The organism is Halonotius terrestris (genome assembly GCF_006861665.1).
GTDB lineage: Archaea > Halobacteriota > Halobacteria > Halobacteriales > Haloferacaceae > Halonotius > Halonotius terrestris.
In genome coordinates, this window is sequence record NZ_RKLU01000010.1 from 12,377 (window position 1) to 30,677 (window position 18,301).

Below are 18,301 nucleotides of genomic sequence, written 5' to 3' on the forward strand. Positions count from 1 at the left end.
GACGACCAACTAGTTCATAGCGAGTAGACCGAACTGCTGGCTGCCTCCCCCCTCTAAGCCGAAACTTAGCTGGTATTGATCGAAGTAGCCATCGAATTCATCCTACAGAAATTTGAGGGTGCTGAACAGCGCTGGAATCTTCCTCAACGAACGGTTCATCTGATCAAGATCGTCCGAAGTGTGTGGTCAGTATCAAATCTCAGGTTCACCAGTTTACTTCAAACCGTATCTCTTTCACATTCGCATAGATCCCCTTTGTGAATTCATTCCAGTCCGTAACTAAGAACCGTTTGCCCTCGTACTCGTTGTCCTCATCAACGTAATCCCAGTCGCGCAGGTACGCAAACAGACATTCGTATTTCGTGACGGGGCTAAGCCCCTCAAGTTCCAACTCCTGCTCTAGGAACTCTAGGTTATCGACGAACGGATTCACACAGACAACTCCATCCACCGTTCGATGATCTTCACTCTGTGGCACATCTGTCCGGACCGATTTATTTATCACTTTCACGGGTATCCGGCTCGGTTCTCTGATGCCGTCGGTGGGGATAGCAACATTATGGGCCTGTGAAAGGGACAGACCAGTCCGTTCAGAAAACTCGATCAACGGCCGGACGTCAGCCGGATGTCCGTCAATGAAGAAGTTGACGGCGATATTCCGATACCCTTCGTGCTGTACGAAGGGGCCGGCGTAAATCATGATGGTCGACTCCGGATACACCATATCGAGGTTAGAAATAAAGACCGCCTGCTCATTTCCATAGAGATCGAGATTGTAGTTATACTCCTGCTCTGCCTCGCTGTATCGCTCTTTTTGATCCCGAAGGTTGTGAACGAAATTAGAGAATCCTCTGCCGATCCAGGCCGCGTTTGACTGGTTGATGGTAAAGGATGATTCACCGTTTGAAAGGCTGAACAGGTCTTCTAGAACGGCGAAGATGTGTTCGACCTCAACCTCGTGTAAGCGTCCGGCTCGAACATCAATCCGAACCGGGTTCCCCGGATAGTAGACGTTCGAAAAGATGCAGATATCGGAGATGTGACCATCCGGGGCTCTAAGAAAATAATTCGATGATTCACCGTCCGGGAGCCTCAGATACTCTTCATCAGACTCATCTCCTTCAATACTCGCCTCATAGTGTTGGGCGACTTCGTGGCCGTGCAGATACCCGACTCGAGTGTTTCTCCGGACCGGGAAGACCGGTTCATCAATCTTCGAATTAAGAAAACTGTGGAGCGTATTGGTCTGGTCGACAGTGAAAACTACTAGAGTATCCCCATCAACTCGGAGCGTATCGCTGTTGAAATCCAGGTTTGGCTCTACACGATCGTAGATTACGTTGGTAACTGCCTCCACCCTCTCGTGCGGATTCGACACATTCTGTATTAGATCTGGTTCGCCGTCGTTGTTTTCGCGAACCCCGAGGATTAGGCTCCCCCCTTGGCTGTTGGCCATAGCAGCGAGTTCAAGGGCGATCTTCTGATTGCCCACCTCTTTGCTCTTGTATTCCAGACGACTATCTTCTGGATCACCACAATCTATTCGTTCGCGAATATTCATCTGAGTTGATAGAGTAGTCTTATGCGGCTCAAATCAATGTTAGCCTCAAATGGTTCTCCATAACCAGAAAACCGTGGCTAACGAACCGAAGGTTCGAATGATCGGAAATATGACGTTCAATTCCACGCTTAGAAATTGGGCTCTTTGAGTTCCAAAAGGTCAAAAAATTTGTTTGATTGACAAAAACCAAAGTGCGCTATGTCTTCGACCCACACCTGTGTTGTTGGATTCGTTCAGGCAGCCCGACCTTCCCACAGACGGGACACTCCCGCAGGGGTGTCGGCCGCAGGTCGTTCCAGGCGTCCAGTGCGGCCTCTAACTGTGCTTCCACGATCGGGGAGTCGGTCGTGCGGCGGGCCTCGTGGAGGTGAACACGAAGCCGTTCACGGGCCGTGAGTGTCGTGTCGTCGGTCATAGTGGGACGGGATTGCTGGTGGCCCCGCCACCCATCGCCGGGGGCGAGCAACACCACCTGGTGCGGTTAGCGAATATCGGGCTGAAGCGGGGCGAACTCCTCCCATATCATATGGTGGCGCTGACAGAGTGTGATTAGGTTCTCAAGCCGGTTCGCCCGCTCGTAGTCCAGAACCCCGTCGGCGTCGATGAACGTACCAAGCGGCGTAATGTGGTGGACGTTCAGGTCGCGGTCCCAGCGCTCGCGATGGATTTCACGGTCGATGGGACAGCCCGGCATCTGGCACTCGAAGCCGTCCCGTTCCAACGCCCGTTTGCGCTGCTTGTACCAGTTCGGGCCGTATGAGATGTCTCCGTAACCGCCCTTCCAGAGCGGATGATCGGGACCGCTTGGCTGGCCACGATACTCCATCCCGGCCGCCTTGATAGCCTGTTTCCACGATCCAAACCGGTCGAGGTAGAGGTTCATCGTAAACTGGCCATGTTCGTGCATCTCCGTGGAAGATGGAACATGACCCAATTCGTCACGAAGCCGCCTCAGTTCCGCTATCAGTTCGTCTTCTGGAACATTCTTTTTTGAGAGTGGTTCGAATCCTGCTTCCCGGAGTGCGGCGTTCCAGCTGTCGAAACGCCGCTGAGCGACTTTTGTTGAATACGCTCCGCGCTTTTCCATCTCGGTGGCGGTCGGAGCCCGTCCAAGTTCATCTGCGAGTGAACGAATTGCTTTGACTACCTCTTGGGGCGACGTTTTGGTGGCTTTCGTAGTAGCCAATCCCGCTGCTTCAAGTCCCTCGTTCCACGATCCGAACCGCTTGGAGATTGTGGCGGATGAGACGGTTCCCTCCGCGTCCATTTCCGCAACTGAGGGTGAGTGGCCGAGCTCATCAGCTACACGTCGGAGTTCGTCGATCAGTTCTTGCTCCGAATGGGAATGGGAGAGTGGCTCAAGGCCTGCGGCTTCCAGACCAGCCTTCCAGCTGCCGAAGTGTGACTGGACCGCGCCGTGGGTACAATCTGCTTCCTCGTTGAATTCGGGTTGTGTCGGGGCCCGACCTTTCTGGTCGGCAACGCGGGTAAGTTCAGCGAGGATGTGGTCCGGATCGATTGATGATTGGTGGCTCTGAACGTGGGTGGCAATATCGACGTTTCGTTCGAACGATTCCCCGCAGATGTCACAGGTATAGTCGCCTTCGACGGTCATACGTACTCCCGAGCACTCGTGCGTCCGCACCCCTCGCGGGGCCGGATAAACGGACTCGGGTCGCACACCCATTCCCCCGGTTTCACTGATAAACGTTNGACCNNNACCNGAGGTTGTGGCTGCGCGCNCAGCGACCGNAGGGAGCGAGCACGGAGCGGNGGGNGGGGCGGNGGGGCTTGGGTCGGTCCGGCANNNACCANAAAAAGAAGGGGCTACGCCCCTATTCTTCCCACCAGCGGTCGTCGCGCTCTGGGAAAACGATCATACTGTCGTAGGTGACTGCGAGGGAACACCGGCCTTGGTACCAGTTCTTCTTGAGCGCGCGCATCCGCACCCGTTCACCCACTCGGACGAATTTTGGCTCTGAAGCCGTCCAGGACGTGAACTTGATTTTCCCGGTGTCGTCTGCGATGAGACCGACTTGGGCTATGGCTGAATCGCTCGGAGGCCAGAGTTTCACGATCTCGCCTTCGATGCTCACCTCGTCGGTCTGCACGTCCGGGACGTCCTCGATCGGGCAGATGGCGCCGGGAGCCGCCTTGAGCGCGTCCATCGTGTCGAACACTGCTTCGGTGATGTCCTGCCCCTTGGCGACCCGCTTTGCGAGCGCCCGCGAGACGGCCGCCCGACTATGACCGGTGCGAAGCCGCTGTGCCATCCGGTCTGCTTCCTGATTCACCTTCGCCAGCTCCATCCGGGAGAGGCGTTCACGCGGATCCGTCCGCTCGGGGGTGCGTTTCTCCCGCTTGCGCTGCCGCCGTTCGGTGACGACCTCGCGAGTTCGCTTCGCCCGCCCATCTTGGGTGCCGAGTTCCGCCTGGGCGCTGATGTGCTCCAATTCGGCTTCCCGGGCACGAATCTTCTCTTCCTGCGCGAGGGGCAGGTGCGAGAAGTCCTGGACGATGCCGTCTGGGTGGTTGGAATCCACCTTCGCCTGCGTTTCCTGCTGGACCGTCGCCTGGAACTCCGGCTTGTCGTCGACGACTTCGAAGCCGTCCTCATCGACGCCGGCGTCTTCGGCTCGCTCGAATGCCTGTTCATCCACCGTAACGACCTTGCGACTCGAGTTGTTACTAGACATTGGATCTCACTGATCCGAAGGCGCTCGCGCGCCGCCACCGCGATGTCCCAAGCATCGCGGTTTTCCGACGATGTCGACGTCCGATAGCACCGACTGCGCGCTCTCGCTCGCGCCTTCGCGAGCGCCCTACCGGGCGCGAGCGAGAGCGCGCCCGAGTGCGGCGACCCCAACCAGCACCGCGCGCCGACCCGCCCGGAGCGAGCGGCCAGGGGAGAAAGCGTGGGGGGTGAGCAGCCACGCCGCGCAACCCCCCGCGCTTTCCCGCTGGCGCCGAGGGCACATNCATTTTAGCCCGGCAGNCCGCCCGCTACTGCAGGCAGNCNGCCCGGAATGGTCGGTCGCGAGCGACGCGNAGGGCGGCANCGGCGAGCGGGGCGGGCCGTGACGTACACACCTGTCCAACCGGCCGCGACACTCGGCGACCCAGCTACCGTCCTGGCGGACTCAGAAAGGGCGAGGCCGCCTCGGCCGTCCCCCGACCCCGTAAGCACCGCAGGGACGAGGAGCGCAGCGGTGGTCGCGGGATGCCGAGCGGCCGAGGGCTTTCAGGGAACGTCGCTGTCGACGAATTCGATCGCGCTATTGGTCAGGTGCCCCGGCTGGCTCGTCGAGAAGGACATCGACGCCGTCGTGGGTGACAGCGAGCTGAATCCCTTCCACAGTGAACCGGACCTCGACGTCGCCGGTTGAGGATGCGAGAAGCTGTTCGAGTGCCTCGACGTCGACGGCATCGTGGAGCTGATACGAATCACTCGCCAACCCGTGGGCTTCCAGTGTCTCGACGATTTCAACGAGTAGATTGGGGGATGTATCTGCGTCTCTTGGGGTGGAGGGAGCCATTGTGGCCTTGACGGGTAGGTAGGGCGAACAGGAGTTAAAAATGGGGATTCGATGGACTGTCGCTGCGGGCTTTCAACCGGTCCCTCAGTGGTCGTCCTGTGCGTTCAGCTCCTCGAGGAAGCAGCTGGCGGCGGTCCCGATCCGAACGCCGTCGACGTTGCGCATCTCAAGACCATTCGTGGCGGTCCGGAACGGCTCGTCGTCGACGAGGATGCGGTGGATGACTGTCCGGACCGACTCCGGTCCGTACCTGTCGACGAGCGCCGCGACCGCCGTATCGAAATGCGCATCCTCGTGCTCGGCTCGCGGGTTCTGCGCCCGGTGGATCACGAGGTCGACCACATCGTCGACCGATGCGTGGTCGGGATTCCCGGTTTGCTCACGGACGTTATAGTGGGGTTCAGCATCAGGCATTGCGAGTCACTCCGTGACGTCGTCCGTATCGGTCCTCGCCGGGTCGGTGTCTCGTTGCCGGCGGATCGCAGCCAGCGTCGCCTCAAGCGTACCCACACTCTCGATCGACGCGAGCTCGTCGGTAATCTCGTCGATGAGTGCGGCTCGCTCGACGGCAGTCCCGTCGCCGGCGGTCGTGTCGATCGATGTGACGCGAAGCGCCCGCGTTTCGTGCCAGCCACAGTCCCAACAGTCTCGGGTCACCTCGATCTGCTCGTCCTCTTCCGCTGCGAGGACGGCGTCGGACAGCGACGTCGACAGCGGCCGGTCCGGTCCGACCTCGAGGGTGACTGGGGACCCGCACGCGGGGCAGTCCATAGTCATCCCGAGGAGCGCCCGTCTGTTGAAGATAGCGGAGCGACGGGACAGCGACACAACCAGCGCTGCTGGGGCGTGGGGTGGGACAGCTACGGACAACTGTGACCCTCCCGCCGTGGGCGCCGTGCCACTCCTGGTGACGACCGCTCGGCGGGTCAGTCAGAGACGATGTGCGGGTCGAGGTCGCGCGTCCAGTACGTTGCTGGCCCGCCTGGACTACACCGCGCACAGACCTGTATCGGGCCTTCGAGATGGCCGAGTTCGATCCGAAACTGTGTGAGCGCTGCGAGCGCGTCGACGACGAGGCCACAGCTGTCACAGGCGTAGTGATCACGCTCGTCGGGATCCGGCCTCTCCTGAATCGCACAGTCGACGCAAATCGGGTGGCTGACCCGCTCCTCTTTCCCCCACGTGTAGGCGATCCCGGTCTCTGACCCGGGTGGCGCCTCGCAGAAGGCACAGCCGGCCAGCGTCTGCTGCATCATTCGTCCCCCTCACTGGCGTCGCGGGCGGCCGTCCAGCCCGTGTGGAAGACGGCGAGCTGCTGCATCGATTCGAACGCTGTGTCGCTGGGTTCGTGAACGAGAAGCCGCTGGTCGACGACCGGTGTGACCGTCCCGGCATCAAGTAGCTCTCGAACCAGCTGGCGGGCTGTCTCGTCGTCGAGATCCGCCGTCGATGGTGACCGCGCATCCCGATCTTGAGCGAGCAATTCTGCTTCGAACCGTTCGTGATCGTCTGCCGTATCGTCGTATCTATCCGGACCAGACATACGAATCAGGGGCAGCGCACGAACCGCCCCGCACCCACTCCGGGGCACAATAAACAGTCGCCACAGTCACCATTCTCAGTCACGATGTCGATCTGCTCCTTCACCCTCCACGCCCCACGCCATCGTCCGGGTGGCAGCCTACTCTCGCTTGGCCTGCGGCCTGGCACCTCGGCCCTGTTGGCCGCGAACACAACTTTGGGCGGCCACCCCCACCATATATCGGTTGATTTTCCTGCTGTCTAGTGGCCGAATTCGCCTCCAAATCGCAAGACAGCGATACCTGACACCAGATTTTGGGGGGCTGTCCGAAAACTCCTTCGTAGATGAGCCTGGTGTCTAGTCCTGCTGTCCTGCGATTTGCGGACTCAACACGATTCTATCATATCTGGTGTCTAGAACAGGTCAGGGCTGGTGTCAGCTGGTCCAGTTGGGGAGTTTGAGTGAAGAGACTCTGTTGAAACGCTCCAAAAGTGGTAGAAATAGTATGCTACATACAGAGGGTGGGCCTTGTTTAGACGCTCCTGAAGCCGTCGGTTAGTAGCTACGTCCAGTGAGAAGAACCAGTCCGTGAGTGGATCTTACCCTGATTCCGTTGCTTGGACAACGGGCATAGTAGACGAGCTACACCGCGTCTAAACGAGGATCAGAGGGTGTATACAGAGTCACTGAACATCTTGTATATCACTGGGAAAGTACTATCATTTCCGTCTAATTGTACGAACTATGGACGCCGGTGAGCTAACTGAAGGCGAAATTGATGAGATATTGAGTCTCTATCGTCAGGCAACTACCGAGCAAACAACCACGTTCGACATTATCGATAGAGCAGGGGATGAACGGACACACACGAAATTTTTGAGATGGATGTGTGATCCCGAAGGAAGTCACGGCTTGGATTCGACCTTTCTGAATCATTGCTTGGACGTGGCCGCTGAGACCCAATCTGCAATTGAAGAGGTAGATGGATCCGCGATTAATTCGGTCAGCGCGTTTAGCCGGAAGCCGGACGAGACGGAGCTGGATATTCTAATCGAGATGGATACGCGTATGATCGCTCTTGAAATAAAGACTCAGTCTTCTCTCAGGCACGGACAGATAGACGCTCAGACACGCTATCTCCAGAAGCAGGTTGAGAAAGACGCCATCCATTCGTGGGACTATATATTACTCACGCAGAAGCATCAAAATACGAAAGGATCGTATCCACATCTGTACTGGAGCGATATTCATAGCGTGTTGGCAAGCCTTGTCGGGCAAGTTGAGTCAGATATTGATGCACTTCGTCTCCGTGACTGGATGCGCGCAATCGACAAAGATCTCCTAGACCAGCGAGATTTTGGCCCAGATTCCAGACTGGCGCTCCAATATGGAGCGAAGCTGGATCAGCTGGGATTCCGTATGATTCAGATGCGTATATTGATGACCGCATTCAGTTGTTCAAACGACTGCGTGAATGGCTACGAGAACAGTATGAGTTGTCTACCGGGTCGTCCGGTGAGTGGACATCACGAACGCTTCAGTCGCGGTTTGAGAAGGGCTCGGATATTTACCGTATTAGCAAGCATCGGTGGGAAGATGCAGGGATTCGCTTCGAAGTACTGGGGCGTGATAAACGGCTCAAACAAGGGACAGATCATAACCCCAAGCACGGCTACCGGTCAACGGACTCTCTGATCGAAGTTACTCTCCGTTACATAATAGACGGGAGAGACACCGAATCATCTCCGGAGAATCCCACACCCGGTGCCCTGCAGCGAGAGAGACTTCATAATAAACTCAAACAGGATGGGCACTGGGAGTCTCTACAGGCTGCTGGTTTTGAGCGAACCCGGGCGCTGTTGCCAGAGGGCCAGCCTTTGAGTCGGTACCACATGTATTCGAGGGAAATACCGGTGTTTGAACAGGATGGAAAGGGCGTCTTCGCTGGTGTGCGGGACGCAGTTGCGGCGCTGATGGATACGCGAGAGTCAATCGACGAGTTCGTAGAGATAGAGGAAACACGGTGATTGTATCTAACTGACGATAACGAACCTCTATCCCGGACGGTCGCATACAGGGTGTTTATACAGTAACTGGCTGGTACGCGCGCTGTGTGCAGCATGGCTTCAACAGACTATCAGCAATTGAGGATTTCAACAGGGGCAGTGAGATGTCTAACCACCGAACGAAAGGACCCGTCTTGCCCTGTCAAGAGGGGACTGATCCTCATCCCGATCCTCTTGGTTGGACTCTTGCTCGGACTCACGTTCTTCGAGGACGGCCTCCAGTCGGTTGCGTTCGGAGCTAACGGTCGCGAGCTCTGTTCGGAGTTGGTTGATTTCTGCTTCCAAATCCTCGATTCGCTCCGATTTCTCCTCCAGTTCGGACTCGAGACGCTCGACCTTCGCTGTCAACAGACGGTTCTTTTCGCGGAGGTGTGCCCGGTCCAAGTCACCAGGCCGCTCATCGCTTGGGAGGACGTCAGGGGCCGACTCTGATTCGTCGACAGCTGCGTCCTCCTCGGGCGTGACTCGTTCTCGTCCGTGGTTCAGGCCCGCGTTTTCGATGGCTTCCAGCGTTTCGTTGTAGGTTTCGTATCCGGGGAACCCCTCGTAGGTTCCATCCTCCCCCTCGCGATCGACGAACGCGTCCTCCGGACAAACCTCGAGCGCGACAGCCGCCTTCCGAACGGCCCAGAAGGGCATTTGGTCGTAGGTCCCGCCGTCAACGTGTTCCGAGCCGGCCTCTGGAACCCACACTGGAATATCGTAGCCGACGCTCCGCAGTTCGTCGACGGCAGCCCAGTAGTCCTCTCCGGCGAGGTCCGAATCGGCGTCGGATAGGATTTCCGTCGCGAGGGCCATCAGTTTCGCTGGCCCTCCGCCGGCGTTCACCTTCGAATCGCCGAAGGTGTTGACCTGCTCGTCGACGAAACAGGACTGGCCGCTTTCACTGTGGCGCCAGCACGGGTCGAACTGCGGCCGCGGCTGGTTTGGATCCGTATCGTAGGCATCGCTCGCGTAGTGCCGGGCGATCTCGGTGATATCGATGTTCTCGACGGCTTCGTAGACGTCCTCTTTGAACGGCGTAACGGGCCGGCCTTCGAGGGTACCGTCGAGTTCTGCCAGCCGCTCCTTACGTCGCTGGAGCGCCGCCTCACGCTCTCGCTGTCGCTCTCGTTCCCGCTCACGCTCCGCTTCGACCCACGCCTCCAGCGTTGCCTGCCACCCGTCGTGGTCCTCGTACAGATCCGGCCAGAGCGTCGCGACCAACGAATCGACGCAGTCCGTGTGCTCAACCCGTGTGAGATCGTCAGCCCAGCTAACCGCCTGCTCGATGAGGGTGTCGTCGACGGTCTCGAACGGACGGAGCTCGTAGCGGACATCGTCGGTCGCAATGGGCGTGACGACGGCATCGTGGTTGGCGTGAACCGACAGCGGCGGCTTGTACTGCCGATTCTTGTTGTTCACCCAGTCGGGCTGGATGACGTCTCCGGCGCCGTCGATGCGCTCGTTCACGCGGGCCTCTGCCTCCTGGAGCCATGCGTTCGAGCGGTCGATGAACTCGTCGAACACTCGTTCGAGCGCATCCGGATCATCGCTGAAGTGGTCTGCAATCGGGAGCGTGGCCTCCGGGGCCCCGAAGACGTACGCGCCCCCAACGGAGTCCAGCGCATACGCCGCCTCCCGCGTGCCGTAGAGCGTCGCATACTCGTCGATGTAGGCGTCGAGCGTTCGCTCGACGAGCCCCTGGGCCTCGGCATCGAGGTCACCACGCTGCGGCTTGATGTCGTCGGCGAGATCGATGTCGCCCCAAGTCGGAACCGCCCGGAGGTCGGCATACCCGGGGGTCGGGGGCTCATCCTGCCAGACAGTCGTCTCCTCGGACTCGTCGTAGCGACAGGGTTCCCACTGCTGGAAGGCGGACGGTGTCTTGTAGGTGGTGACGGCATAGAGCGTCCGTTCGAGGCGGTCGTGGATCTCGTCGTAGTCACGATCGAGGCGGGCAACCCGCCCGCGCTGCGGATACCCGGCCTTGATCGCCTCGACGTCGTCGTGGTCGCGTTTGATGTACCATCCGACGAAGTCGTTCAGCCCGATGGTCGGGTAATCGCTGACCGTCGCCAGCGCCTCATAGACGGGTTTGGCACGACGGTAATGTTCTCGGATGGCTGCTTCGGAGAGCGTCATCTCGTGTGCTCCTGCACCTCCTGAGCGGGAGCGAAACGACTACGCACTGGCATCGCTCGATTCCTCCTGGTCGCCGGCGTCGGCCAGTTCGATTCCGACGTAACAGCGTCGTGTCTGGCCGTCCAACCACTTCTTGTCACGCTCGAACTCAGCGTGGTCGCGAAGCGCCTGTGTGAATCGGTTTTTCGGCTTCACCTCGTATTCTCCGGCCGTCGCATACTGCTCGTACGCATCGTAGACATCAGCGACTGCGACGACCCCGTCTTCGGATTCGGTGAGTCGATCCCGGACGAATGCCCGAATCCCGTACGGGTCCGCTTCGTCGTTTTCTTGTGCGTCGGAATCGGTCGAGTCACTCGGGGGTTCCCCTGCTGGATGGAGCGTCCCATTCTGGATTGCATCCATTAGTGCCGGAACGCCGGTAGCCGTCTCTGTGTCTGGCGTGTGGATGTCGAGCGTCTGGTCGTCCCCGACAGTCGCAATCGCATACGAGCGCTCCGTATAGTCCGGAATGGGCAGGTCGGTACTGGGCACGAACGGACGCTTGACGGGCACCCAGTCCGCCTCGAACGCTTCGCGTGACTCGTAGGACTCGGGCAGTTCCCCCGGCCTGAAGACGGTGTAGGTCTCGCTCTCGGCGTCGTAGCTGTACGTCGCCGGGAACTGGTCTTTCGACACCGCGTCGAAGGAGTCAATCCGAGCGTGTTGGTCCCCGGCACTATCCTCGAGGACGAATACACTGTCCCGCTCGAACCAGCGGGTGTGGCGACTGCCGCCAGTCGCCGGTCGGACGGCCGTCACCCCATCCGCGGCTCGCGCACCGCCGTTGAATGTGACGTTGTGGTTCATCGTATACAGCCGCGTCTCACCGGAGGAGAGCTGATTTCGCGGTTCGTCGAGGATCTTCGCGAGCCGGTCGGCAATCTCGACAGCCGGTTGATCGTCGTGGTCTGCGACGACGAACAGCGGGATTCGCTTCTGTTCCTGCGCCTTCCGAAGGTTCGCGAGGACCTTCGCCGGGCGGACGTGGGTGGTGGTTTCGACTTCGACCTGGAGATCCCAGTCGAGATCCGGATGCGTCGCGATGGCGTCGGGGCGGGACTCCCCGTTCTGATCAAGAACTTCCACGGAGAACCCCGCAGTTGCGAGCGACTGCTCGACCGATCCGAGGACTGCATCGTGGTGCTCGCCCCCGCCGGTCGGTGACGTCGACGTATCGGGCGTGGCTGCCTGCTCACCCTCGTCTGTGAGCCGACACTGCACTGACGATGTCCCGTCCGGGAGATCGACCTCGATGAGTGAGGACGCCTCCCGCACCTCCGGCAGCGTCTCGTAGCCCTGCGCCTCGATGGTGTCTTCCTCGATTCGCGAGAGAAGTTCCTCGTCGACGTCCTCGACGGAGACCCAGCCGTTCGTCTCACGGACATCGTTCGACAGCTGGACAGCGCGGATCGCCCGGGCCATCGCGACCTCCAACGGCAGATCGTCGGCGTTCTCCAGAGCGACGTCAGTCGCCGCGTCACGGCTCTCCACGGTCGTCCCGCCGGCAACCCCGTACTCCTCGCGGGTATGCTCGTGGACGGCCTCTAGGGCGTCTTGGAACCGCTCTTCCTGCGCTCCAGTCAGAGGCTGCTCGCTATCGGGGTGGCCGGGTGGAATCGGGAGGGGTTCGATACTGAACGGGTCGGGGCCGGTTTCGCCGAACTCCGGACTCGGGAGCTGGGCGATCCACTCGCCACGCGGGAGGGAACTAATCCGATTCTTGAACTCGACGGGATCCATCGCCTCGTGTGAGAGTGCCTCGGCGATGTCGGCGTCGACGGCGATCTTCCCGACGAGCGGACTGCCGATATTGTTCAGGACGTTCAGGTAGACCTCGCGGTTGCCGGCCTCCTTCATCTGCTCGGGGAACTGCGTCACAAGTTCGATGGACAGCCGGAACTCCCGCCCCTTTTCGAGCAGTGTCGTCAGCGTATCTGAGACGACGACCGACGACGCCTCGTCGATGAGCAGGTTCGCCACGTAGTCGTCTGGCTTGCGGGCCAGCTCGTCGCCGTCCCGACGCTTGACAGCGTCATAGAGTTGCGTCAGAATGACGCCGGTCATCACGCGGGCGGCCTCGTCGCGGAGATCGCCGAGGTCGAAGATGACCACCTTGTCCTCGTCGAGGAGGTCGCGGAAGTCGAATTGCGACTGGGTATTGTTGAAGATTCGGCGGAGGTGGGCGTCCTGCGTGATGTAGTCCATCCGGTTGCTGATGCCGCTCACGACGTTCGAGAACGTCGCCGGGTTCGAGCGGAGATGGCGCTCCAGTTTCTCCGCGACTTGCGGGTCGCTAGCTCGCGGTGCATCTTCGGGTGTCGAATCTGGTGGCCCGGCAGCGTGGAACTGGGTCACCGCCTGCTCGAACTGGTCGTGGGTGAAGTAGTTCGTATCCTGCCGGAAGTGTCCGTTTTCGAGGCCGTACTCCTCGTCGTACATCGCCTTGATGAGGTACTTGATGAGCGTCGGCGAGGCGATAGCGTCCTCGTACCGCTCCGGCCCCATCACGAGCTTGATGAGCTCCTCGTAGTGGTCGGCCTTGTCCTGGATTGCATCGACCCGGCGGACCCCATCCTCGAGCGCCGGCTTAATGTCGAAGAACGCGAACCCAGGCAGGATGTCGGGCACCGAGAAGTGGAGGACGTTCTCCTCGAGGTCCTCGGTGCCGAACCGCTTCCCGTGAGCCCGCATATAGTTCTCGGGGAGATTCCCGCCCTTGGAGTCGATGAGGAACACTGGGCCTGTGGTCTGCTCGTACAGGGAGAGCGCGTCGTTGATCAGCGCAACCGATTTGCCGGCGCCGCTCTTCGCGAACCGTCCGACGTGGAACGGCAGCAAATGCGGAGGAATCCGCATCGGCTCCGGCGTGGGTGTGCCGTCCTCCCCGAGACCGCGGCCGATAGCCATCCCGGAGTCCGTAAACGCATCCATGTGGTCCTGCGCCGGGAGTGGCAGGGGCGTCCGGCTCTCGGGTTCGGCGTCGGACCCCCGCCCGCCCTCGGTCGTGAGGTCAGTCGCCGGCGGAACGACCACGAAGTTCGCCAACTCAGCCGGCCCGAGGACGAGATCGGGGCGGGTCTTCCGCCAGTCGCTCTTGGTAGCCAACGTAGCGTTGAGTACCCGGTCGGCGTGCTTCTTGGCCCGCCGCCCCTTTCGAAGCCCACGGCGGATGCGCTTCGGTCGGAGTCGATAGTGTGGCCCGTTCAGGTGGTCAAACACGGATCCGATATCGTCGAGACGATGGTCAACCCGCTCTCGTTGTCGGTCGGAGGTCACGAGCGAAAGTGCCCGCATATTCACCGTGAACGTGTGCTGTGGCTCCTTCTCGTCGATAGCCTCGACTCGCTCCCGCCCACCGATGTCGAGATACCGACGCTGTCGCCCGGTGGTCGACGGGCTCTGTGGTTCGTTCTCCGTGTTTCCGAGGAGTTCTCCGAAGAACCAATCGACGACCCGGTCTTCGCCTTCCCGGAGCTTCCGCTGGCGCTCTCGTGCCTCGTGCGTCCAGTCCGATTTTCGTTGAAAGAGGACCTGGAAGGCGATCGGGTGTTCGGCCCGGGTCAGCTGATCGATGAGTGACGCGAGCGGGGCCCGAGCGTGATCGTCATCGTCGTCTTCCGTATTCGTGAATTGGGGTAGTGTCGTCATCCAGTCTTCCCGCCGGGTAGCCTGCCCGTGCCAACTGATTCCGAGTGGGGTCGTCTCATCGACGGTCGGTTGCGTATGGGCCGGCTGGTGATCGGCATCGAGTTCGGAGTCGGACGGACCAGCCGCTGTGGACTCGTCACTCGAATCGGCCTCGAACAAGACTTCGTCCTCGTCTAGCGACGTGGAGCTCTCCGACAGCACACTTCCGCCGTCACCGACCGGTTCCTGCCCCGTCGAATCGAAGAGAGTCACAGGCTCTGAATCCGAATTTGGGTCTCCGGAGAATTCCTCAGCTGTCCCGGGGTCCATTCCGTGGCTATCGTCTCCTCCGGTACTGTAGTCCTCAGACGGGTCTGCTGTCGATGGGAGTAGCTTCGCTTCCAAGTCAAGGCTGACCCGCTCGAACGTGACGGTCGGAGGATACAGCGTCCGGAGGCGTTCCTCGAAGGCATCTAATCGGCGATCGGCTCCGTAATAGAACTCGACCGGCTCGTCTGCCCCCTCACTCACTGCGAGGAACTCGAACACCGGTGGCGGATCGCCGAAGGGACCGATACTTGCGAGGAGTCCGTCGTTGCCAGCGTCAAGGCCGTGGAGGCCAGCCAGCTGACGGACGACGGTCTCCGGCGCGAGATCGCTCCGGGAGGGAGTGATCCGGATATACTCGTTACCGTTAGCCACTGCCGGGAGTTCTGACGGGGTCTGCTCAGTCATCCTCCTGAGAGGTAGTGCTAGTTGGTTCACCGCCGTCGGCACGCGTGCCGGCGGGTCGGCTATCTGGATTCGTCACGCTCGTCGTCGGTTCGGGCTCGAGCTCGGCCACGTCCGCAGCGCCGCCGTCGATGACGTGGGCCTCGTAGTCGCTCGCCCGAATTCGGAGTGGGAACCAGCCCTCCTGGTCGATGCCGACCAGCGCTTCCGAGTAGCCGTCCTCGTCCTCTCCGGCCTTCGCGGAGGTAACCCAGTTCACCTGCCGTTCGCTGAGGTCGAACCACTTGGCGATCTTCTCTTTCTCCTCGTTGACGCGGTGGAGGACGGTCAGCGAACAGAGGTTCGCGATGGTGCGTGCCTCCGGCGTCAGCGCGAATTCACCCCCCGTTTGCGTGATGAATTCGAGGCTCAGATCGAAGTGGCGACTGTGTCGGACGGCCGTCTCTAGGAAGTCCAGCGAGACAGCGTCGTTCATCAGGTAGTGCGCCTCGTCGATACAGAAGACGACGCGCTTGTCGGTCTGCTTGACCCGTTCGTAGACGCTGTTGAACAGCACCTGCATCATCAGGCTGGTTTCCGCTCGGCCACGGGTGCCCTCCTCCTGATGGAGATCAAGGTAGATGACCTTCGAATCGAGGTCGAACTCAGAGGGACGGGCCAGATTCTCGAGTTCACCGCCTTCGCGGAACGACGGCCGGAGATCCTTCAGCAGCGACTGGGCATCGGACTGGACGGCTTCCTGCTCCCCATCCGTGACGTAGCCGTACTCCTCGGGGTCTTCGACCATCTCTTCGAGGACCGTGATGACGTCGTGAATGGTGGGCGAGTCTCGGGTGTGCGTCTCCGGATCGCGGGTGATCCCGCGCTTCTCGTAGGCTTCCTGGACGGCCCGCCGGAGCGTCTGGTTGCGCTCGCCGAGTGGATGGTCTGCGACGTGCTCGAAGAACGTCGCGAAGAAGGTCATCACCCAGTTGATCTGTTCGCCCCACGGGTCGATGTCGTCGACCTCCTGCAGGACGTGGTCGGGCGTCGGTTTGATTTCCAGCGGGTTCAGCCCCCGTCGGCCACCGACCGTGATCCGCTCGCCATCGAGCGCCTCGTTGACGCCGGCGAACCCCCGCATCGGGTCGAGCATAATAACGACTGTATCCTCGTCGAACATCGCCCGCCGCACCAGCCGGAGCTTCGTCGCGAACGATTTGCCCGCGCCGAGCCGGCCGATAACCATCATACAGTAGCCGGTTTGCCGCTTGAATCGGTCGAGGATGAGCGGACTCGAATTCAGCGCGTACGTTCCGTACTCGATGCCGGGTTCCGCAAACGCACCGGAAACGAAGGGGAACATCGCGCCGACCGCCCCGCCGAGCATCGGCGTCTTGCTGTCGAGCGTCTCGTTGAACTGATCCAGGGCGATCGGGCTCGCTGAGGTGAACGTCTTCAGCTGTGACCACCGGGGCGTCACCGGCGTCAGATTCGCAGGCGCTTGTCGGGCTGTCGTCGACACCGACTCGGCGTCGATGTTCTCGCGATCGTTGCCCCTGACCGTGAGATACATCGAGACGTCGAACGCCTGCATCGTCGTGTTCCGAAGGACGTCGTACATCTCCTGGTGGTCCTCGAGGTCTTTCTCTACGCCCCGGGCGCTCGCACGATGCTTCTCGGTCAGGTACTCGTAGTCGGCTTCGAGGTCCTCGATCTTGTTCTCCAGCGAATCCAACGTCTCTCGCGTATCACGAGGATCGATGTGGATGCTGACATCTGTCTGTTGGGTCTCGGCGGCCGCGTACAGTTTTTCGAGGAAGCCATCCATCGGCGCATCGGGATACTCACCGACCCACAGACTCTGCGCCCACTGGGTGTCAGTCCGGAGGGCGCTGGGCGTTCGCTCGATACTCGACGGTGAGACGACGGTCTGATGGATCTCGGGGATGCCGTCGACTGCCTCACCGTCGGCCTCGTAGTCCACGGTAAACTGTGATTCAGCATCTTCCCCCTCTTCGTCGGGGGCCTCGTCTGCCGTGGCCTCGTCGTCGGTTTCCGAACTATCCGAGCTGGTGAACGGAAGCAGGTTTCCAATCATGACTTGTTGATGACGGGGGACGTTCGAAGCACCTGTTCGGGGTCGCCGTACTCGATTTCCGTGCCGGTCCAGTATTCCGCGATGAGGCGGGTGAGTTCGGCCGCATCAACGGGGCGCGTGTCACACCCCTCGATACCGCGGAGGCCGCGCTCGACCCGCCGGCGCCGCTCGTCCAGTTCCTCAAGCATCGCGGCTCGCTCTTCCTCCTCCGGCGGCGCCGTGACAATCTGGATGAGGATGCCCAGTACAGGAATCCCAGCGAGCTTTTCGAGGAGGCTGGCCCGTTCGTATCGGACCTCCTCAGGTCGCACTGGAATCAGGACATAGTGGTCGCGAATGGTCATCTGACGCTGCGCCAGCTCCCGGTCGTACCAGTCAACGTAGTGCTCGATGAGCGCCTGGAGTTTCTCGTTCGATTTGACGTCCGGGTCGCTCAACCGGTCTTCGTACCGCCCGACGTACTCGTCGGCGGGGAACGCCTGCGTCGTCGAGTAAATCTGGATCGGGAACTCGACGGTCGTATTGACGAAGTCCTGGAAGGCCTCCGCCTTCTGGGCCCACTCCTCGTCGGTCGCGAGCGCCATCGTCGGTGGCGACACCTGAACGGCTCCGACAAGGGCCCGGTCTGTCCGCTCGATGGCGTTGTGTCGCGGGTAGACGCGCTCGACGTGGGTGTACTCCTTCGCTTCCTCGTGGGCGATCTCTGTCTCGCTGCGGTGGAAGTTCACGAACAGGCCGAGCCAGTCGAGACTGTTGGTGTAGCCTGGCGTGAGGTAGACGAACAGCCCACCGAAGGCGATCGCAATCGCTGCGAGTGGGATCGTGAGGGCGGACACCGGAATGCCGCGAACGGTGAGTGACGGTGGGATAACGACCTGCGTCACCAAGACTACCAGTACGCCGGGAAGCCCCGCGACGGCGAGGTCCGTCAGCGAGTACTTTCCGAGGAACTGAGTGTCGGTACCGAGCGACTTCGGAATTCGTTTTGCGGGGTCAGTTGCGGAGCTCATA

General features: G+C 60.5%; 14 protein-coding genes. 1 reads left to right on the forward strand and 13 read right to left on the reverse strand.

From position 1 onward, the window contains the following. Positions 1 to 205: 205 nt before the first annotated feature. From EGH24_RS13530 to EGH24_RS13575, 9 genes are all read right to left on the reverse strand, one after another. A complete protein-coding gene (locus EGH24_RS13530) occupies positions 206 to 1,561 on the reverse strand; it encodes an AlbA family DNA-binding domain-containing protein (RefSeq protein WP_142980668.1) in 1,356 nt (451 codons plus the stop codon). Positions 1,562 to 1,757: 196 nt separating this feature from the next. After that, on the reverse strand, positions 1,758 to 1,976 hold the full coding sequence (locus EGH24_RS13535; RefSeq protein ID WP_142980669.1) for a hypothetical protein: 219 nt from the start codon (positions 1,974 to 1,976) through the stop codon (positions 1,758 to 1,760). A 66-nt stretch (positions 1,977 to 2,042) separates the two neighbouring features. Then, entirely contained in the window at positions 2,043 to 3,176 is a 1,134-nt protein-coding gene (locus EGH24_RS13540) for a homing endonuclease associated repeat-containing protein (RefSeq protein WP_142980670.1), read from the reverse strand. A 220-nt stretch (positions 3,177 to 3,396) separates the two neighbouring features. After that, positions 3,397 to 4,257 carry a DNA-binding protein gene (locus EGH24_RS13545; RefSeq protein ID WP_142980671.1) on the reverse strand — a complete coding sequence of 287 codons (861 nt, stop codon included), beginning with the start codon at positions 4,255 to 4,257 and terminating at the stop codon, positions 3,397 to 3,399. 579 nt (positions 4,258 to 4,836) lie between these two features. Next, positions 4,837 to 5,097, reverse strand: coding sequence for a HalOD1 output domain-containing protein (locus EGH24_RS13555; RefSeq protein ID WP_142980673.1), 261 nt, complete (start codon positions 5,095 to 5,097; stop codon positions 4,837 to 4,839). An 84-nt stretch (positions 5,098 to 5,181) separates the two neighbouring features. Further along, complete coding sequence (locus tag EGH24_RS13560; protein WP_142980674.1) at positions 5,182 to 5,511, reverse strand: hypothetical protein; 330 nt, start codon at positions 5,509 to 5,511, stop codon at positions 5,182 to 5,184. 6 nt (positions 5,512 to 5,517) lie between these two features. Beyond that, on the reverse strand, positions 5,518 to 5,868 hold the full coding sequence (locus EGH24_RS13565) for a hypothetical protein (protein WP_142980675.1): 351 nt from the start codon (positions 5,866 to 5,868) through the stop codon (positions 5,518 to 5,520). Positions 5,869 to 6,023: 155 nt separating this feature from the next. Beyond that, the gene (locus EGH24_RS13570; RefSeq protein WP_142980676.1) at positions 6,024 to 6,350 is read right to left on the reverse strand and encodes a DUF7558 family protein; all 327 of its coding nucleotides are present in this window, start codon (positions 6,348 to 6,350) and stop codon (positions 6,024 to 6,026) included. Then, complete coding sequence (locus EGH24_RS13575; protein WP_142980677.1) at positions 6,350 to 6,640, reverse strand: hypothetical protein; 291 nt, start codon at positions 6,638 to 6,640, stop codon at positions 6,350 to 6,352. The genes EGH24_RS13570 and EGH24_RS13575 overlap by 1 nt, the downstream gene beginning before the upstream one ends. A gap of 723 nt (positions 6,641 to 7,363) precedes the next feature. Here EGH24_RS13575 and EGH24_RS13580 point away from each other — a divergent pair. Further along, positions 7,364 to 8,314 (forward strand): PD-(D/E)XK nuclease family protein, encoded by a 951-nt coding sequence (locus EGH24_RS13580; RefSeq protein WP_142980678.1) that lies wholly within the window; start codon positions 7,364 to 7,366, stop codon positions 8,312 to 8,314. Positions 8,315 to 8,793: 479 nt separating this feature from the next. Here the strand turns inward: EGH24_RS13580 and EGH24_RS13585 are convergent, their stop codons facing one another. The 4 genes from EGH24_RS13585 to EGH24_RS13600 are packed head-to-tail and all read right to left on the reverse strand — an operon-like array spanning position 8,794 to position 18,300. Beyond that, positions 8,794 to 10,809, reverse strand: a complete 2,016-nt coding sequence (locus EGH24_RS13585; RefSeq protein ID WP_142980679.1) for a hypothetical protein — start codon at positions 10,807 to 10,809, stop codon at positions 8,794 to 8,796. A gap of 39 nt (positions 10,810 to 10,848) precedes the next feature. After that, positions 10,849 to 15,213, reverse strand: coding sequence for a primase-like DNA-binding domain-containing protein (locus tag EGH24_RS13590; protein WP_142980680.1), 4,365 nt, complete (start codon positions 15,211 to 15,213; stop codon positions 10,849 to 10,851). Continuing rightward, complete coding sequence (locus tag EGH24_RS13595) at positions 15,206 to 17,290, reverse strand: VirB4 family type IV secretion system protein (protein ID WP_142980681.1); 2,085 nt, start codon at positions 17,288 to 17,290, stop codon at positions 15,206 to 15,208. The genes EGH24_RS13590 and EGH24_RS13595 overlap by 8 nt, the downstream gene beginning before the upstream one ends. Next, positions 17,287 to 18,300, reverse strand: coding sequence for a hypothetical protein (locus EGH24_RS13600; RefSeq protein WP_092635453.1), 1,014 nt, complete (start codon positions 18,298 to 18,300; stop codon positions 17,287 to 17,289). The genes EGH24_RS13595 and EGH24_RS13600 overlap by 4 nt, the downstream gene beginning before the upstream one ends. Between the last annotated feature and the right edge of the window lies 1 nt (position 18,301).

What these genes read in the sequence shown, in the direction of transcription:
- EGH24_RS13545 (WP_142980671.1), bottom strand. Translation starts at nt 4,257, where the DNA reads ATGTCTAGTAACAACTCGAGTCGCAAGGTCGTTACGGTGGATGAACAG.
- EGH24_RS13540 (WP_142980670.1), bottom strand. Translation starts at nt 3,176, where the DNA reads ATGACCGTCGAAGGCGACTATACCTGTGACATCTGCGGGGAATCGTTC.
- EGH24_RS13600 (WP_092635453.1), bottom strand. Translation starts at nt 18,300, where the DNA reads ATGAGCTCCGCAACTGACCCCGCAAAACGAATTCCGAAGTCGCTCGGT.
- EGH24_RS13565 (WP_142980675.1), bottom strand. Translation starts at nt 5,868, where the DNA reads ATGGACTGCCCCGCGTGCGGGTCCCCAGTCACCCTCGAGGTCGGACCG.
- EGH24_RS13560 (WP_142980674.1), bottom strand. Translation starts at nt 5,511, where the DNA reads ATGCCTGATGCTGAACCCCACTATAACGTCCGTGAGCAAACCGGGAAT.
- EGH24_RS13535 (WP_142980669.1), bottom strand. Translation starts at nt 1,976, where the DNA reads ATGACCGACGACACGACACTCACGGCCCGTGAACGGCTTCGTGTTCAC.
- EGH24_RS13590 (WP_142980680.1), bottom strand. Translation starts at nt 15,213, where the DNA reads ATGACTGAGCAGACCCCGTCAGAACTCCCGGCAGTGGCTAACGGTAAC.
- EGH24_RS13530 (WP_142980668.1), bottom strand. Translation starts at nt 1,561, where the DNA reads ATGAATATTCGCGAACGAATAGATTGTGGTGATCCAGAAGATAGTCGT.
- EGH24_RS13555 (WP_142980673.1), bottom strand. Translation starts at nt 5,097, where the DNA reads ATGGCTCCCTCCACCCCAAGAGACGCAGATACATCCCCCAATCTACTC.
- EGH24_RS13595 (WP_142980681.1), bottom strand. Translation starts at nt 17,290, where the DNA reads ATGATTGGAAACCTGCTTCCGTTCACCAGCTCGGATAGTTCGGAAACC.
- EGH24_RS13585 (WP_142980679.1), bottom strand. Translation starts at nt 10,809, where the DNA reads ATGACGCTCTCCGAAGCAGCCATCCGAGAACATTACCGTCGTGCCAAA.
- EGH24_RS13580 (WP_142980678.1), top strand. Translation starts at nt 7,364, where the DNA reads ATGGACGCCGGTGAGCTAACTGAAGGCGAAATTGATGAGATATTGAGT.
- EGH24_RS13575 (WP_142980677.1), bottom strand. Translation starts at nt 6,640, where the DNA reads ATGTCTGGTCCGGATAGATACGACGATACGGCAGACGATCACGAACGG.
- EGH24_RS13570 (WP_142980676.1), bottom strand. Translation starts at nt 6,350, where the DNA reads ATGCAGCAGACGCTGGCCGGCTGTGCCTTCTGCGAGGCGCCACCCGGG.